Annotated in this window: 10 protein-coding genes and 1 pseudogene; 6 read left to right on the top strand and 5 right to left on the bottom strand. The window is 71.6% G+C overall.

Features of this window, described 5'->3' with window-relative positions:
* Window positions 1–37: 37 nt before the first annotated feature.
* Entirely contained in the window at window positions 38–838 is an 801-nt protein-coding gene (locus OFY01_RS25260; RefSeq protein WP_266603593.1) for an IclR family transcriptional regulator, read from the bottom strand.
* 321 nt (window positions 839–1,159) lie between these two features.
* Here OFY01_RS25260 and allB point away from each other — a divergent pair, with 321 nt between their 5' ends.
* Both allB and alc read left to right on the top strand, forming a co-directional pair.
* Window positions 1,160–2,500: an allantoinase AllB gene (gene allB, locus OFY01_RS25265; RefSeq protein ID WP_266603690.1), complete on the top strand. Its 1,341-nt coding sequence runs from the start codon at window positions 1,160–1,162 to the stop codon at window positions 2,498–2,500.
* Between the two features lie 2 nt (window positions 2,501–2,502).
* On the top strand, window positions 2,503–3,654 hold the full coding sequence (gene alc / locus OFY01_RS25270; protein WP_266603595.1) for an allantoicase: 1,152 nt from the start codon (window positions 2,503–2,505) through the stop codon (window positions 3,652–3,654).
* An 80-nt stretch (window positions 3,655–3,734) separates the two neighbouring features.
* Here alc and OFY01_RS25275 read toward each other — a convergent pair.
* Window positions 3,735–4,010 (bottom strand): annotated as a pseudogene (locus OFY01_RS25275) (SDR family oxidoreductase); the annotation flags it as partial.
* A gap of 40 nt (window positions 4,011–4,050) precedes the next feature.
* Between OFY01_RS25275 and OFY01_RS25280 the strand changes: the two are divergent.
* The 3 genes from OFY01_RS25280 to OFY01_RS25290 all read left to right on the top strand — a co-directional run bounded on the left by OFY01_RS25280 (window position 4,051) and on the right by OFY01_RS25290 (window position 6,899).
* Window positions 4,051–4,878: an AIM24 family protein gene (locus OFY01_RS25280; RefSeq protein WP_266603597.1), complete on the top strand. Its 828-nt coding sequence runs from the start codon at window positions 4,051–4,053 to the stop codon at window positions 4,876–4,878.
* Window positions 4,879–5,017: 139 nt separating this feature from the next.
* The gene (locus OFY01_RS25285) at window positions 5,018–5,449 is read left to right on the top strand and encodes a ribonuclease (protein WP_266603599.1); all 432 of its coding nucleotides are present in this window, start codon (window positions 5,018–5,020) and stop codon (window positions 5,447–5,449) included.
* Between the two features lie 262 nt (window positions 5,450–5,711).
* Window positions 5,712–6,899: a cytochrome P450 family protein gene (locus OFY01_RS25290; protein WP_266603601.1), complete on the top strand. Its 1,188-nt coding sequence runs from the start codon at window positions 5,712–5,714 to the stop codon at window positions 6,897–6,899.
* Window positions 6,900–7,004: 105 nt separating this feature from the next.
* Here the strand turns inward: OFY01_RS25290 and OFY01_RS25295 are convergent, their stop codons facing one another.
* The 3 genes from OFY01_RS25295 to OFY01_RS25305 form a co-directional block, all read right to left on the bottom strand.
* Window positions 7,005–8,018 (bottom strand): Gfo/Idh/MocA family protein, encoded by a 1,014-nt coding sequence (locus tag OFY01_RS25295; protein WP_266603603.1) that lies wholly within the window; start codon window positions 8,016–8,018, stop codon window positions 7,005–7,007.
* Between the two features lie 76 nt (window positions 8,019–8,094).
* Complete coding sequence (locus OFY01_RS25300) at window positions 8,095–10,050, bottom strand: cellulase family glycosylhydrolase (RefSeq protein WP_266603605.1); 1,956 nt, start codon at window positions 10,048–10,050, stop codon at window positions 8,095–8,097.
* 177 nt (window positions 10,051–10,227) lie between these two features.
* Window positions 10,228–11,250 carry a LacI family DNA-binding transcriptional regulator gene (locus OFY01_RS25305; RefSeq protein WP_266603607.1) on the bottom strand — a complete coding sequence of 341 codons (1,023 nt, stop codon included), beginning with the start codon at window positions 11,248–11,250 and terminating at the stop codon, window positions 10,228–10,230.
* Between the two features lie 291 nt (window positions 11,251–11,541).
* Between OFY01_RS25305 and OFY01_RS25310 the strand changes: the two genes are divergently transcribed.
* The gene (locus OFY01_RS25310) at window positions 11,542–13,290 is read left to right on the top strand and encodes an ABC transporter substrate-binding protein (protein WP_266603609.1); all 1,749 of its coding nucleotides are present in this window, start codon (window positions 11,542–11,544) and stop codon (window positions 13,288–13,290) included.
* Window positions 13,291–13,298 lie beyond the last annotated feature (8 nt).

The following is a 13,298-nucleotide window of genomic DNA, read 5'->3' on the forward strand; positions in this document are numbered from 1 at the left end:
GCGCCGAGGGCCGCCGAAGGCGACCGCGACCGCACCGCTAGGACGCCGCCCCGGAGCTGGCGAGAGCCGCCGACAGCTCCCGCGCCACCTGCTGAAGCACGGGCACGATCTTGTCCGTCGCCGCCTCCGTGACCCGCCCGGCGGGGCCGGAGATGGAGATCGCCGCGGCGGTCGGCGAGTCCGGCACGGACACCGCGAGGCACCGCACTCCTATTTCCTGCTCGTTGTCGTCGACGGCGTACCCGGTGCGGCGTACCTCTTCGAGGGCGTCGAGGAACCCGTCCGGGGTGGTGATGGTCTTCTCCGTGGCCGCGGGCATCCCGGTGCGCGCGAGCAGCGACCGCACCTCGTCGGCGGGCGTGTGCGCGAGCAGCGCCTTGCCCACACCGGTCGAGTGCGGCAGCACACGCCGTCCGACCTCGGTGAACATCCGCATCGAGTGCTTGGACGGCACCTGAGCCACGTACACGATCTCGTCGCCGTCGAGCAGCGCCATGTTCGCCGTCTCGCCCGTCTCCTCGACCAGTCGCGCGAGATACGGGCGCGCCCACGTGCCGAGCAGCCGCGACGCCGACTCGCCGAGGCGGATCAGGCGCGGGCCGAGCGCATAGCGCCGGTTGGGCTGCTGGCGTACGTACCCGCAGGCGACCAGCGTGCGCATCAGCCGGTGGATGGTGGGCAGCGGCAGGCCGCTGCTGCCGGACAGCTCGCTCAGGCCGACCTCTCCACCGGCGTCGGCCATCCGCTCGAGCAGGTCGAAGGCGCGCTCGAGGGACTGCACACCGCCGGTGGGTGCGGGCTTGGCGGTCGCGGTCTCCGCAGAGCTTGCGCTGGACATCGACACGGCGCGGTTTCCTTTCGGGGCGCTGAATCACAGGGGCGGCCGACGGCCTCGTGTGGGGAGGCGGTGGGTGACGGGCGGGCGATGGTGCAGCCTACCCGGCGGTCTGCCGGCCAGTGCTCCCTTGACCTCCAAGTTCGTCGGTAGCTACGTTCTGCTCAACGGAATATTAATTCCACTTTGTGGAAACGTCCAGAGAGTGCCCGCGGCGCCCGCCGTGTGCCGTGGACCCTTGACGGACCGTGAACCAGGAGTGAAAACTCCTTCAACAGAACGTTGAAATTGGGAGGCCCCTTGAGGAGGACTGAGGTGGACGAGGTGTCCGACGCCGAACTGGTCCTGCGCTCGACCCGAGTCATCACCCCCGACGGTACGCGCCCGGCGTCGGTCGCCGTCGCCGCCGGGAAGATCGTCGGGGTGCTCGCGCACGACGCGGAGGTACCGGCCGGCGCCCGGCTGGAGGACTTCGGCGACGACGTGCTGCTGCCCGGCATCGTCGACACCCACGTGCACGTCAACGACCCGGGGCGCGCCGAGTGGGAGGGCTTTTGGACGGCCACCCGCGCCGCCGCGGCCGGCGGCATCACGACCCTCGTCGACATGCCGCTCAACTCCCTGCCGCCGACGACCACCGTCGACAACCTGCGTACGAAGAAGGACGTGGCCGCCGCCAAGGCCCACATCGACGTCGGCTTCTGGGGCGGCGCCCTGCCCGACAACGTCAAGGACCTGCGCCCCCTGCACGACGCCGGGGTCTTCGGCTTCAAGTGCTTCCTGTCGCCGTCCGGGGTCGACGAGTTCCCGCATCTGAACCACGACCAGCTCACCGCCTCCATGGCCGAGATCGCCGGGTTCGGCGGTCTGCTCATCGTGCACGCCGAGGACCCGCACGAGCTGGACGTCGCCCCGCACCACAGCGGGCCGAAGTACGACGACTACCTCGCCACCCGGCCGCGCGTCTCCGAGGACGCCGCGATCAAGGGGCTCATCGACACCGCCAAGCGGATCGGCGCCCGCATCCACATCCTGCACCTGTCGTCCTCCGACGCCCTTCCGCTGATCGCGGCCGCCAAGGCCGAGGGCGTCAAGGTCACCGTCGAGACCTGCCCGCACTACCTCACGCTCACCGCCGAGGAAGTCCCCGACGGGGCCAGCGAGTTCAAGTGCTGCCCGCCGATCCGCGAGGCCGCCAACCAGGACCTGCTCTGGCAGGCGCTCGCCGACGGCACCATCGACTGCGTCGTCACCGACCACTCGCCGTCCACCGCCGACCTGAAGACCGACGACTTCGCCACCGCGTGGGGCGGCATCTCCGGTCTCCAGCTGAGCCTGTCGGCGGTGTGGACCGCGGCCCGCGCCCGCGGGTACTCCCTCGAGGACGTGGTCCGCTGGATGTCGGAGCGCACGTCCGCGCTCGTCGGGCTCGACGACCGCAAGGGCGCCATCGCCGTCGGCCGCGACGCCGACTTCGCGGTGCTCGCGCCCGACGAGACCTTCACGGTCGACCCGGCCCACCTCCAGCACCGCAACCGCGTCACGGCCTACGCGGGCAAGACGCTGCACGGTGTCGTCAGGTCGACCTGGCTGCGCGGTCAGCGCATCGTCTCCGACGGTGAGTTCACCGCCCCCGCAGGCAAGCTGCTCGAAAGGAACAAGTGAACATGTCCGCGACCCCCGGCTCCGCCGGCACCCCCGAGATACCCGGCTTCACCGGTGACGCCAGCCCCTACGGCGGCGGCGACCCGTACGCGGACTACCGCACCGCCGACTTCCCGTTCACCCAGTACGCCGACCTCGCCGCCCGCCAGCTCGGCGCCGGTGTGATCGCCGCCAACGACGAGTTCTTCGCCCAGCGCGAGAACCTGCTCGTGCCCGAGCGCGCCGAGTTCGACCCGGAACACTTCGGCCACAAGGGCAAGGTCATGGACGGCTGGGAGACCCGCCGTCGCCGCGGTACCGGCCCCGAGCACCCGTGGCCCACCGCCGACGACCACGACTGGGCCCTCGTACGGCTCGGCGCCCCCGGCGTCGTACGCGGCATCGTCATCGACACCGCCCACTTCCGCGGCAACTACCCGCAGGCCGTGTCCGTCGAGGCGACCTCCGTGGCGGGCGCGCCCACGCCCGAGGAACTCCTCGCCGACGACGTGAAGTGGACGACCCTGGTGCCGCGCACCGCCATCGGCGGCCACGCGGCCAACGGCTTCGCGGTCGATGTCGAGCAGCGCTTCACCCACCTGCGCGTCAACCAGCACCCCGACGGCGGCATCGCCCGCCTGCGCGTTCACGGCGAGGTCGTGCCCGACCCCAAGTGGCTGGCCACGCTCGGCACGTTCGACGTCGTCGCCCTGGAGAACGGCGGCAGTGTCGAGGACGCCTCCAACCTCTTCTACTCGCCCGCCACCAACACCATCCAGCCGGGCCGCTCCCGCAAGATGGACGACGGCTGGGAGACCCGGCGCCGCCGCGACAACGGCAACGACTGGATCCGCTACCAGCTCGTCGCCCACTCCGAGATCCGCGCCCTGGAGATCGACACGGCGTACCTCAAGGGCAACAGCGCCGGCTGGGCGTCCGTCTCCGTCAAGGACGACTCCGAAGGCGGGTCCGGCGAGTGGGTCGAGGTGCTGCCGCGCACCCGCATGCAGCCCGACACCAACCACCGCTTCGTCCTCGACACCCCGGCGGTGGGCACCCACGCGCGCGTGGACATCTACCCCGACGGCGGCATCTCCCGCCTTCGCCTGTACGGCTCCCTGACCGGGCAGGGCGCCTCCCGTCTGGCCGCGCGCCACGCGGAGCTGGGCGAGTAGCCGGGGGCACACAGACATGCGGGGCGCACCGGCCTGGACAGCACTGGTGCGCCCCGCATCTTCCCGCGCCCGTCACGCCCTCACGCGGCGAACCCGCCGTCCACGACGAACTCGGCGCCGGTGACGTACGCGGCGTCCGGGCCCGCCAGATGGGCCACGGTCGCGGCGACCTCCTCCACCGTCCCGTACCGGCCGAGCGCCGTCATGGACGCCTGCCAGGACGCGGACGGCCCGTCCGACGGGTTCATGTCGGTGTCGGTCGGCCCGGGGTGGACGATGTTCGCGGTGATGCCGCGCCCGCCGAGTTCCCGGGCGAGTGCCTTGGTCAGCCCGGTCAGGGCCGCCTTGCTCATCGCGACGCGGAACCATTCGGCCCGCGCCGCGCGTTGTACCGCTGTGACCCTTCAGCAAGAGATCGTCGGCAATGCCATGCAGATGGCCGTGGTGAACCTCGCCCCCGGCCAGACCGTCTACTGCGAGGCCGGAAAGTTCCTGTTCAAGACGGCGAACGTGAGCATGGAGACGCGCCTGTCGGGCCCCTCCCAGGGCGGCCAGGCCCAGGGGCAGGGCCAGGGTGGTGGCGCGGGCGGCGGCATGGGCGGCATGCTGCGCCAGGCCATGGGCACGGCCATGCAGGTCGGCCAGCGCGCGCTCGCGGGCGAATCGCTCGCCTTCCAGTACTTCACGTCGCAGGGCGGCGAGGGCACGGTCGGCTTCGCGGGCGTGCTGCCGGGAGAGATGCGCGCCCTCGAACTCGACGGCACGCGCGCGTGGTTCGCCGAGAAGGACGCGTTCGTCGCCGCGGAGTCGAGCGTCGAGTTCGGCATCGCCTGGCAGGGCGGCAGGACCGGGCGGCGCGGCGGCGAGGGCTTCGTCCTGGAGAAGTTCACCGGCCGCGGCACCGTGATCATCGCGGGCTCGGGCAACTTCATCGACCTCAACCCGGCGGACTTCGGCGGTCGCATCGAGGTCGACACGGGCTGCATCGTCGCCTTCGAGGAAGGCATCCGGTACGGCGTCGAGCGCATCGGCGGCCTGAACCGGCAGGGCCTGATGAACGCGGTCTTCGGCGGCGAGGGGCTCTCGCTGGCGACACTGGAGGGCGACGGGCGCGTGATCCTTCAGTCCATGACCATCGAGGGCCTCGCCAACGCGCTGCGCAAGGCCCAGGGCGGCGACAAGGAAGGCATGACGGGCGGCCTTTTCTCCACGCACACCGGATAGCGCCGCCGTGGGCGCCGCGCGTGTCGGCCGCCCGGTGGCCGAAACACATCGGTGCCCACCGGGCGCCACGTGAACTCGTGGAGAACGAGCGGTAGTTGGTGTTGACGCGTACCCGTCTACGCGCGTCACACTTACGGGCATGAAGACACCCCCACGTTTTCTCAGTGTCGCGGCCCTCGCCGCAGCCCTCCTCGTCGGCGGCCCCACCGCGGTCGCCGCCCAGGCGGCCCCGGCTCCGGCCGCCTCCGCCCCCACGGTCTCCACCGCCACCCTCTCCGCCGATTCGGTCGGCAGCATCTGCTACTCCGACCTGCCGTCGCAGGCGTACGACACGCTGGACCTGATCGCCTCCGACGGCCCGTTCCCGTACTCCCAGGACGGCACGGTCTTCCAGAACCGTGAGGGCATCCTGCCGTCGGAGCCCACCGGCTACTACCACGAGTACACGGTCATCACGCCGGGCTCCCCGACCCGCGGCGCCCGCCGCATCGTCACCGGCGAGCGGAGCCAGGAGGACTACTACACCTCTGACCACTACGCGTCGTTCGACCTGATCGACTTCTCCTGCTGAACCCGGCTCTTCCCCAGGCCGGGGAAGTCGCCGGTCCTCGGACCTTCGGGCGCGGGGGAGGGGCTTCGCACCCGCGGTGTTGTCGTCGGTCGCCCCCTCCCCCGACCTCGAACGGGCTCCGCCCGGCCCGGCCGCCCGGGTCCCCGCTGACGGACGAGAGTGATCGTGCCTGTCACCGCACGCCCCGGAACTCAGGCACAGCACCGGTCGTTGGACAGGGTGAGGGGACGGACGAGCGTGGACGAGCCGGGGAGGGGCGAGCGTGACCGTCGATCTGGGGGAGTACGCGGGCGGTGACGACGAGTTCTTCGCGGATCCGTATCCCGTCTACGAGCGGCTCAGGGCCATCGGCCCGGTCCACCACGTGCGCGTGCCGGGCTCAGGGGGAGCCTACGAGGCATGGCTCGTCGTCGGGCACGAGGCGGCGCGGGCCGCGCTGACCGACTCGCGCCTGGTCAAGTCCCCGGCCGCACTCGGCTACGAGAACCTGGAATCATCACTGATCGGCCCCCACCTGCTGACGGCCGACGCACCCGAGCACGGCAGACTCCGCAAACTCGTCGCCCGCGAGTTCACCCCGCGTCGGATCGAGCGACTGCGCCCGCGTGTACAGAAGATCACCGACGAGCTGCTCGACGCGATGGTGCCGCGCGGCCGCGCCGACCTGATCGAGGCCCTGGCCTTCCCGCTGCCGTTCGTCGTCATCTGCGAGCTGCTCGGGGTGCCCGACATCGACCGGGTCATGTTCCGCCGCCTCTCGACCCAGGTCGTCGCGCCCACCGGCGGAGAGGAGGAGTACGCGGCCTTCGTCGAACTCGCCGGTTTTCTCACGGAACTGATCGCCGAGAAGAGCCGCTCCACGCCCGGCGACGACCTGCTGAGCGCGCTCATCCGGACCACCGCAGAGGACGGCGACCGCCTCTCACCCACCGAACTGCGCGGCATGGCCTTCCTGCTGCTCGTCGCGGGCCACGAGACGACGGTCAACCTGATCGGCAACGGCGTACGCGCGCTCCTGACCCACCCCGACCAGCTCGCCGCGCTGCGCGCCGACCCGAGTCTGCTCGACGGCGCGGTGGAGGAGATGCTCCGCTATGACGGCCCGGTGGAGAACTCGACGTACCGCTGGGCCGCGGAAGCGGTCGACATCGGCGGTACGACCGTCCCGGCGGGCGACGCCGTCCTTGTCGGCCTGGCCTCGGCGGGGCGCGACGGGCGGCGGCACGCGGCCCCCGACGACTTCGACATCCGCCGCGAGAGCCGCGGTCACCTGGCGTTCGGACACGGCCCCCACTTCTGCCTCGGTGCGCCGCTGGCCCGCCTGGAGGGCCGCACGGCCATCGCCGCCCTCCTGGAGCGCTGCCCGGACCTTGCCCTGGACGGCGAGCCGGACGCCTGGCTGCCCGGCCTCCTGATACGCGGCACGAGAAGGCTGCCCGTGCGCTGGTGAAGCCGTCACCGCCGCAGACGCGCGCGGGACCCCGCGACTGTGGCAAGATCCGTCCGGCTTCTCTCTCCGGTATCCGCGCCTCGGGCCCCGCGTGACGGTCTGAAGTCAGTCGTCCTCGCCGCCCGGGATCTCCGCGATCCGGACCACCCGGCGTTCCGCGCGTGACAGCTCGCACGCCTCCGCGATCCGCAGCGCCTTGAGCGCCTCCCAGCCGTCGCACGGGTTGGGGGCCGCGCCGCGGGCGACGTCCACGAAGGTCTTCAGCTCGGCCTCGTACGCGGGGGCGAAGCGCTCAAGGAAGCCGGGCCAGGGCTTGTCGGCGGCTCGTGGCCCCGCGGGCTCCGTGGAGGCGATCGGGGTGCGGTCGTCCAGGCCCACGACCACGGTGTCCCGGTCGCCGGAGAGCTCCATGCGGACGTCGTACCCGGCGCCGTTGCACCGCGTCGCCGTCGCCGTGGCCAGGGTGCCGTCGTCCAGGGTGAGGACCACCGCGGCCGTGTCCACGTCGCCCGCTTCCCGGAACATGGCGGGGCCCGTGTCCGACCCGGCCGCGTACACCTCCACGACCTCCCGCCCGGTCACCCACCGCAGCGCGTCGAAATCGTGCACCAGACAGTCCCGGTACAGGCCGCCCGACAGGGGCAGGTACGCCGCGGGCGGCGGCGCCGGGTCGGCGGTGACCGCGCGCACGGTGTGCAGCCGCCCGAGCCGTCCCTCCCGTACGGCCTGACGCGCCGCCGTGTACCCGGCGTCGAAGCGGCGCTGGAAGCCGAGCTGCAGCACCGTGCCCGCGGCCGCCACGTCGCGCAGCGCGGCCAGCGTGCCGGGCAGGTCGAGGGCGATCGGCTTCTCGCAGAACACCGGAAGCCCGGCCCGCGCCGCCCGCCCGATCAGCTCGGCGTGCGCGGCCGTCGCGGCGGTGATCACCAGCGCGTCCACGCCCCACTTGAAGACCTCGTCGACGCTCGGCGCCGCCGTCGCCCCGATGCGTGCGGCGAGCGCGGCGGCACGGACCGGATCGGCGTCGGTCACGACGAGCGACCCGGCCTCCCGGTATCGCGCCAGGACACCCGCGTGAAAAGTGCCGATACGGCCCGTTCCGATGAGTCCGATGCGCATGCACCCAACGTGCCGCCCCGCCCGTTTGCTGTCAATCAATTGTCCGGACAAACACCCGGTTGCCCCGGTCAGGGGCCTACGCCGCGTCGAGCCGCAGCACCACCACCCCGTACGGCGGCAGCGTCACCGCCCGCACCGGCGGCCCCGCCCCCTCACCGGCCCGTGCCGACAGCCGCCACCCCTCCGCCACGACGGGCTTCACCGGCAGCTCGGCCTCGCACTGGCTCACCAGCCACACCCACCGGTGCCCGTCCGCATGGTCGACGAGGTCGACCGCCACCCGTGGATCCGCCACGGTCACCGGCCTGCGCACCCCGGCCCGAACCGCCAGCGCGTCGTAGAGGTCGCAGGTGGCCTCCGGATTCACGCGAGGCGTCACCGCGGCCATGTGCTCCACCGGGTACGTGCACAGGATCAGGCGTCCGGCACCGACCGCCCGCTCAAGGAGCGCGGGACGCCCCCGGCCGTCCACGGCGACGACCTCCGTCCCGTCCTCGGGCTCGACCGGCAGGAAGCTCCGGCTGTCCGCCGTCCCCGCCGCCCGCAGGGTCAGCCGTGCCCTCGCGCCGAGGCTCCCGAAGTCCCGCCCGAACGTGAAGGTCACCTCGTCGTCCTCGACCGGGTTCACCAGGCCGTACGCCAGCCGGTGCCGCACACCGAAGAGCCGGTCGAGTCGCGCGTACCACGGTCCGCGCTGTTCGTCGTGCGCGCCCGCCGAGTACGACACGTACACCGTCGCCCCGCCCCGCGCGATCTCCTCCAGGCGGTACCAGGTGGGCGAGAGCAACTGCTTGGCCGACGGCACCAGATAGAGGCGGTAGCCCTCCGCCGGTTCCCCGTCGCTCTCCCGCAGCAACGTCGCCGGCGCGTCCGCGAGCCGTGCCGCCACCCACGCCTGCCGCCCCGTCTCCTGGACGTACGAGCGGTCCTCGGCCCGCGTGAACGGGTAGGGCGTGTCCAGGTACGAGGAGACGACGAGCGCCGTGTCCGTGGCGGACCGCGCGCACCGCTCCCACTCCACTTCCCTCAGCACCCGCCCGAAGTCGCGGAGCTCGCGCAGCTGGGGCTTGGGGCGGCCCGCGCTGTCGGTCAGCCCGAAGTACATCTCGAAGGCGTGGTGCCGGTACGGCCGCTGGTCGCGCAGCACCGGGGTGTCGTAGTCGCTGTTGTTCCAGGCGATCCACCCCGTCGCCCCGGCGAGCAGGCTGTTGTGCAGCGCCTGGCGGTAGTACGCCGCCGCGTTCTCGTCCGAGGCGAACGCCGACGTCAGGCCGAACTCCTCCAGTACGACGGGCCGTTCGAAGGTCGACGTCAGCTCGCACACCCAGGCCGCCGCGTAGTGCTGGCGCACCGGATCGTCCTCCATGCGGTACACGTGCGGGCCCAGCCAGTCGCACAGGCGGGCCGTGTCCCGCACCGAGAAGCCGTTGTCGTGACCGGAGTTCTCGATGCCCCACGCGCCGTCGCCGAGCGACACCGGCTGGGTGCCGCCCCCCGCGCGTACCGCGTCGACCATCAACTGCGCCCAGGAGGCGACCGTTTCGCGGTCCGTCTCCTCGGCCCCGTAGATCGGCATCTCGTTGGAGACCAGCCATCCCGACACCGCCGGGTGGTCCGTGAATCGGCGTGTCATCTCCCGTACGAACCACGCCTGCCGCGCCACCAGCCACACGTCGCCGTACAGGTCCCGTCCGGCACGCCAGGCCGGATCCCAGTTCTCGCCGGACATGTGGCCCACGAGGAACGTCGGAACGGTCGTCATGCCGAGCGCCCGGTGCCGGTCGAGGAAGTCCGCGTAGTGGCCGCACAACTCCTCGTCGATCCGCTCCGGTTCGGGGTGGAAGTCGGGCCAGTAGAAGAACGAGCGGGTCACGTTCAGGCCGTGATCGCGCAGGACCCGCAGCTCCTCGCTCACGAGCTGCGGGTCATAACTGCGCCACATCAGCGGGCCGCCTGAACGGGACCAGAAGTTGGCCCCGAGCCAGGTGACCGGGCGGCCGTCGGCGGAAATCCGGGCAGCGGAACGCGGCATCGGCGAAATCTCCCTGAGAATGGGTGAAAACGAGCGCATGGACGGGCGCACGGACGGGCGCGGCCCGGTGCGGACGGGCGTGCCGCGCACTGGTCAGGTGCTGGTGCGTCGAGTGAACCGCTTTACCGGTTCAGCGTCAATGACGCACGCCCCGAGGGCATGACTTCATAAACCGGTTTATGAGACCGGCGCCCCGGACGTGCTGCCGCGCACCGTCAACCGCGGCCCCGGATCCTGCAGGTCGCCGACCTCGCGCCCGCCCGCGGCCTCCCGCAGCCGACGCGCGGCATGCGCCCCGTACGCGGCGATGTCCCGGCTCAGCGCCGTCAGCGGCGGATGCACCAGTTCGCACAGCGCCGAGTCGTCCCAGGCCACCAGCGACAGGTCGTCCGGCACCCGCACGCCGAGCGCCTGCGCCGTCGTCAGGCCCGACACCGCCATCACGTCGTTGTCGTACAGGATCGCCGTGGGCCGCCGCCCCGGGCCCGCGGCCAGCAGTTCGCGGGTCGCCGCCGCGCCCCGCTCGCCGCTGTAGTCGGCCTCCACGATCCGGCCTTCGAGGCCCGACTCCCGCACGCACGCCGCGAAGGCGTCCGTGCGGGTGATGGTGTGCCGCAGCACCGCGGGCCCGCTGACCCGGGCGATCCGCCGGTGCCCGAGTTCCGCCAGGTACCGCACCACGGTGCGCACCGCCGCGCCGTCGTCGCTCCACACGGCGGGCAGGCGGCCCGTGCCGACCGGCGCGCCGATCACCACGCCCGGCATCCCGAGCTCCTCCAGGACCGGCACCCGCGCGTCGTCCGCCTTGAGGTCCACCAGGAACACCCCGTCGACGCGGCGCCGCGCCCACCACGACCGGTACAGCGCGACCTCCGCCGCCTGGTCCTCGGCCATCGTGAAGACCAACGGTGTGGCGTCCGTGATGAGTTCGGCCTGGATGCCGGAGACCAGCTGCATGAAGAACGGCTCAAGGCCGAGCGTGCGCGCGGGCCGGTCGATGACCAGGCCGAACGCCCCCGCCCTGCCGTCCGACAGGGCCCGCGCCGCACTGTTGGGCTGCCAGCCGAGCTCCTCGGCGATCGCCAGGATGCGTCGCCGCGTCGGTGCCGAGACGCCCGGCCGGTCGTTGAGCGCGAAGGACACGGCGGCCTTGGTCACGCCGGCCCGGCGCGCGATGTCCGCCATCGTGGGTCGCTTCACTCGGATTCCCTTCTCTTCCGGACGTCCCGGATGTGACCCGCTGGTGCACGGGATGTGGCCTGCGCCTTCGACGGTATTCGATGAACACACCTACTAATCCGGTTCAGTTGAATTCGCGCGAGAGCGCCGCAAGCGCATTGACAGCCACTTTCGCACGCGTCTACTTTCACGGCGCCGACGGTGCGCGGACCACCGTACGGCGAACACACCGTGACCGGACGACCTGAGCACGCGAGCAATCCCAGCACCAGCGTCAGCACCAGCCGAGCCGGACGAAGCGAGGGACCCGCGATGTCTTCCTCCACACCGCCACCGCCACCGCAGCAAGCGCACCCCACCCGCCGCACCGTTCTCGCCTCCGCCGCGGGCCTCGTCCTCGCGGGACCGCTCGCCGCGGCCTGCGGCGGTGCCGACAGCGGCGCCCCGGAGCCCGGAGGCACCCTCGTCGTCAACGCCACACAGGGCCAACTGGTGCGCAACTTCAACCCGTTCGCCCCGCAGCCCCTGCACCCCACCCACGGACTCCTCTACGAGCCGCTGTTCCACTTCAACGCGGCCAAGGCGGGCGAGGTCCACCACTGGCTCGGCACCGGCTACACGTGGGCCGACGGCGGCAGGAAGCTCACGGTCGCCCTGCGCCGGGGCGTGAAGTGGAGCGACGGCAAGCCGTTCACCGCCGAGGACGCCGCGTACACGTTCCAGATCGCCAAGGACAACAAGGAGCTGAACCAGTACGCCTACCCGCTCGACACGATCACGGCACCCGACGACCACACCCTCGTGCTGACCTTCACCGAGTCCGCGTACACCAAGGAGTACTTCCTGCTCGGCAAGTCCAAGATGCTGCCCAAGCACATCTGGGCGAAGATCCCGGACGCGAAGAAGAAGACCGAGACCAACCCGGACCCGGTCGCCACCGGGCCGTGGAAGGTCAAGTTCGTCAAGGGCACCACCATGGAGCTGACCGCCCGCGACGACTACTACGTGCCGGGGCTGCCGCACTTCAAAACGATCCGGTACGTCTCCTTCAGCGGGAACAACGCGTTCCTCGCCCAGGTCGCCAAGGGCCGGATCGACTGGGCGGGCGGCTTCATCCCCGACATCAAGAAGAACTACCTCGACAAGGACCCCGGGTTCGCCCTGGTCGACGTTCCGATGTCGGTGGCGTTCCTGGTGCCGTGCGCCGCCCGCGGTGTCACCGCCGACGTGAACGTCCGCAAGGCGATCAGCGCCGCGCTCGACCGCGCGTTCATGAGCAAGTCCGTCTACGGCGGATACGCCCCGCCCACCAACCCGATGGCCCTGCTGCTGCCCAACTTCCACAACGTGCTCGACCCGACCCTCAAGGACGCCACGTTCGAGACGGGCCGAGCGGCCGTCGCCAAGCATCTGCGGGCCGCCGGATACACGAGAAGCTCAGGCGGCTGGACCAAGGACGGCAGGAAGCTGAGCCTCTCCCTGACCCTGGTGTCCGGCTGGACCGACTACGTCAGCGTCGGGCAGATGGTCGAGCAGCAGCTGAAGAAGGCGGGCATCGGCCTGGAGATCAAGGCCGTCTCCGTCGCCCAGTTCACCGACGCCCAGGCCACCGGGCGCTTCGAACTCCTCCTGAGCAACTACGGGTACACGCCCGACCCGCGCGCGTACTACGACCAGCTCCTCAACAGCGCCATCGCCCCGGCCATCGGCAAGAGCACCAACGTCGGCAACTACGGCCGCTACCACAACCCGACCGTCGACAAGGCCCTCGCCGCGATCGCCGCCACCACCGACCTGGCGCGACAGAAGCCGCACTACGCCACGATCCAGCGGGAGTTCATCCGCGACATGCCGCTGATCCCGCTGTTCGAGCAGCAGAACGAGATCGAGTTCAACGGCAACCACGTCACCGGCTACCCCACCCGGCAGAACCTGTACGCGGGCCCCGCGATCTGGCTCGACCCGGACGGCGGCTGGGTCGCCGCACGGATCAGACCCGCGAAGCCGGCCGCACCCGCGAAGCCGGCCAAGTCCGCCCCGTCCGCCAAGCCCGCCGAGTAGGGGAGCGG

The organism is Streptomyces beihaiensis, from assembly GCF_026274175.1.
GTDB classification, from domain to species: Bacteria; Actinomycetota; Actinomycetes; order Streptomycetales; family Streptomycetaceae; genus Streptomyces; species Streptomyces beihaiensis.

Bases quoted from the DNA above. Each gene is read 5' to 3' on its own strand.
- OFY01_RS25260 (WP_266603593.1), bottom strand. From the start codon at position 838: ATGTCCAGCGCAAGCTCTGCGGAGACCGCGACCGCCAAGCCCGCACCC.
- alc (WP_266603595.1), top strand. From the start codon at position 2,503: ATGTCCGCGACCCCCGGCTCCGCCGGCACCCCCGAGATACCCGGCTTC.
- OFY01_RS25285 (WP_266603599.1), top strand. From the start codon at position 5,018: ATGAAGACACCCCCACGTTTTCTCAGTGTCGCGGCCCTCGCCGCAGCC.
- OFY01_RS25295 (WP_266603603.1), bottom strand. From the start codon at position 8,018: ATGCGCATCGGACTCATCGGAACGGGCCGTATCGGCACTTTTCACGCG.
- OFY01_RS25300 (WP_266603605.1), bottom strand. From the start codon at position 10,050: ATGCCGCGTTCCGCTGCCCGGATTTCCGCCGACGGCCGCCCGGTCACC.
- OFY01_RS25310 (WP_266603609.1), top strand. From the start codon at position 11,542: ATGTCTTCCTCCACACCGCCACCGCCACCGCAGCAAGCGCACCCCACC.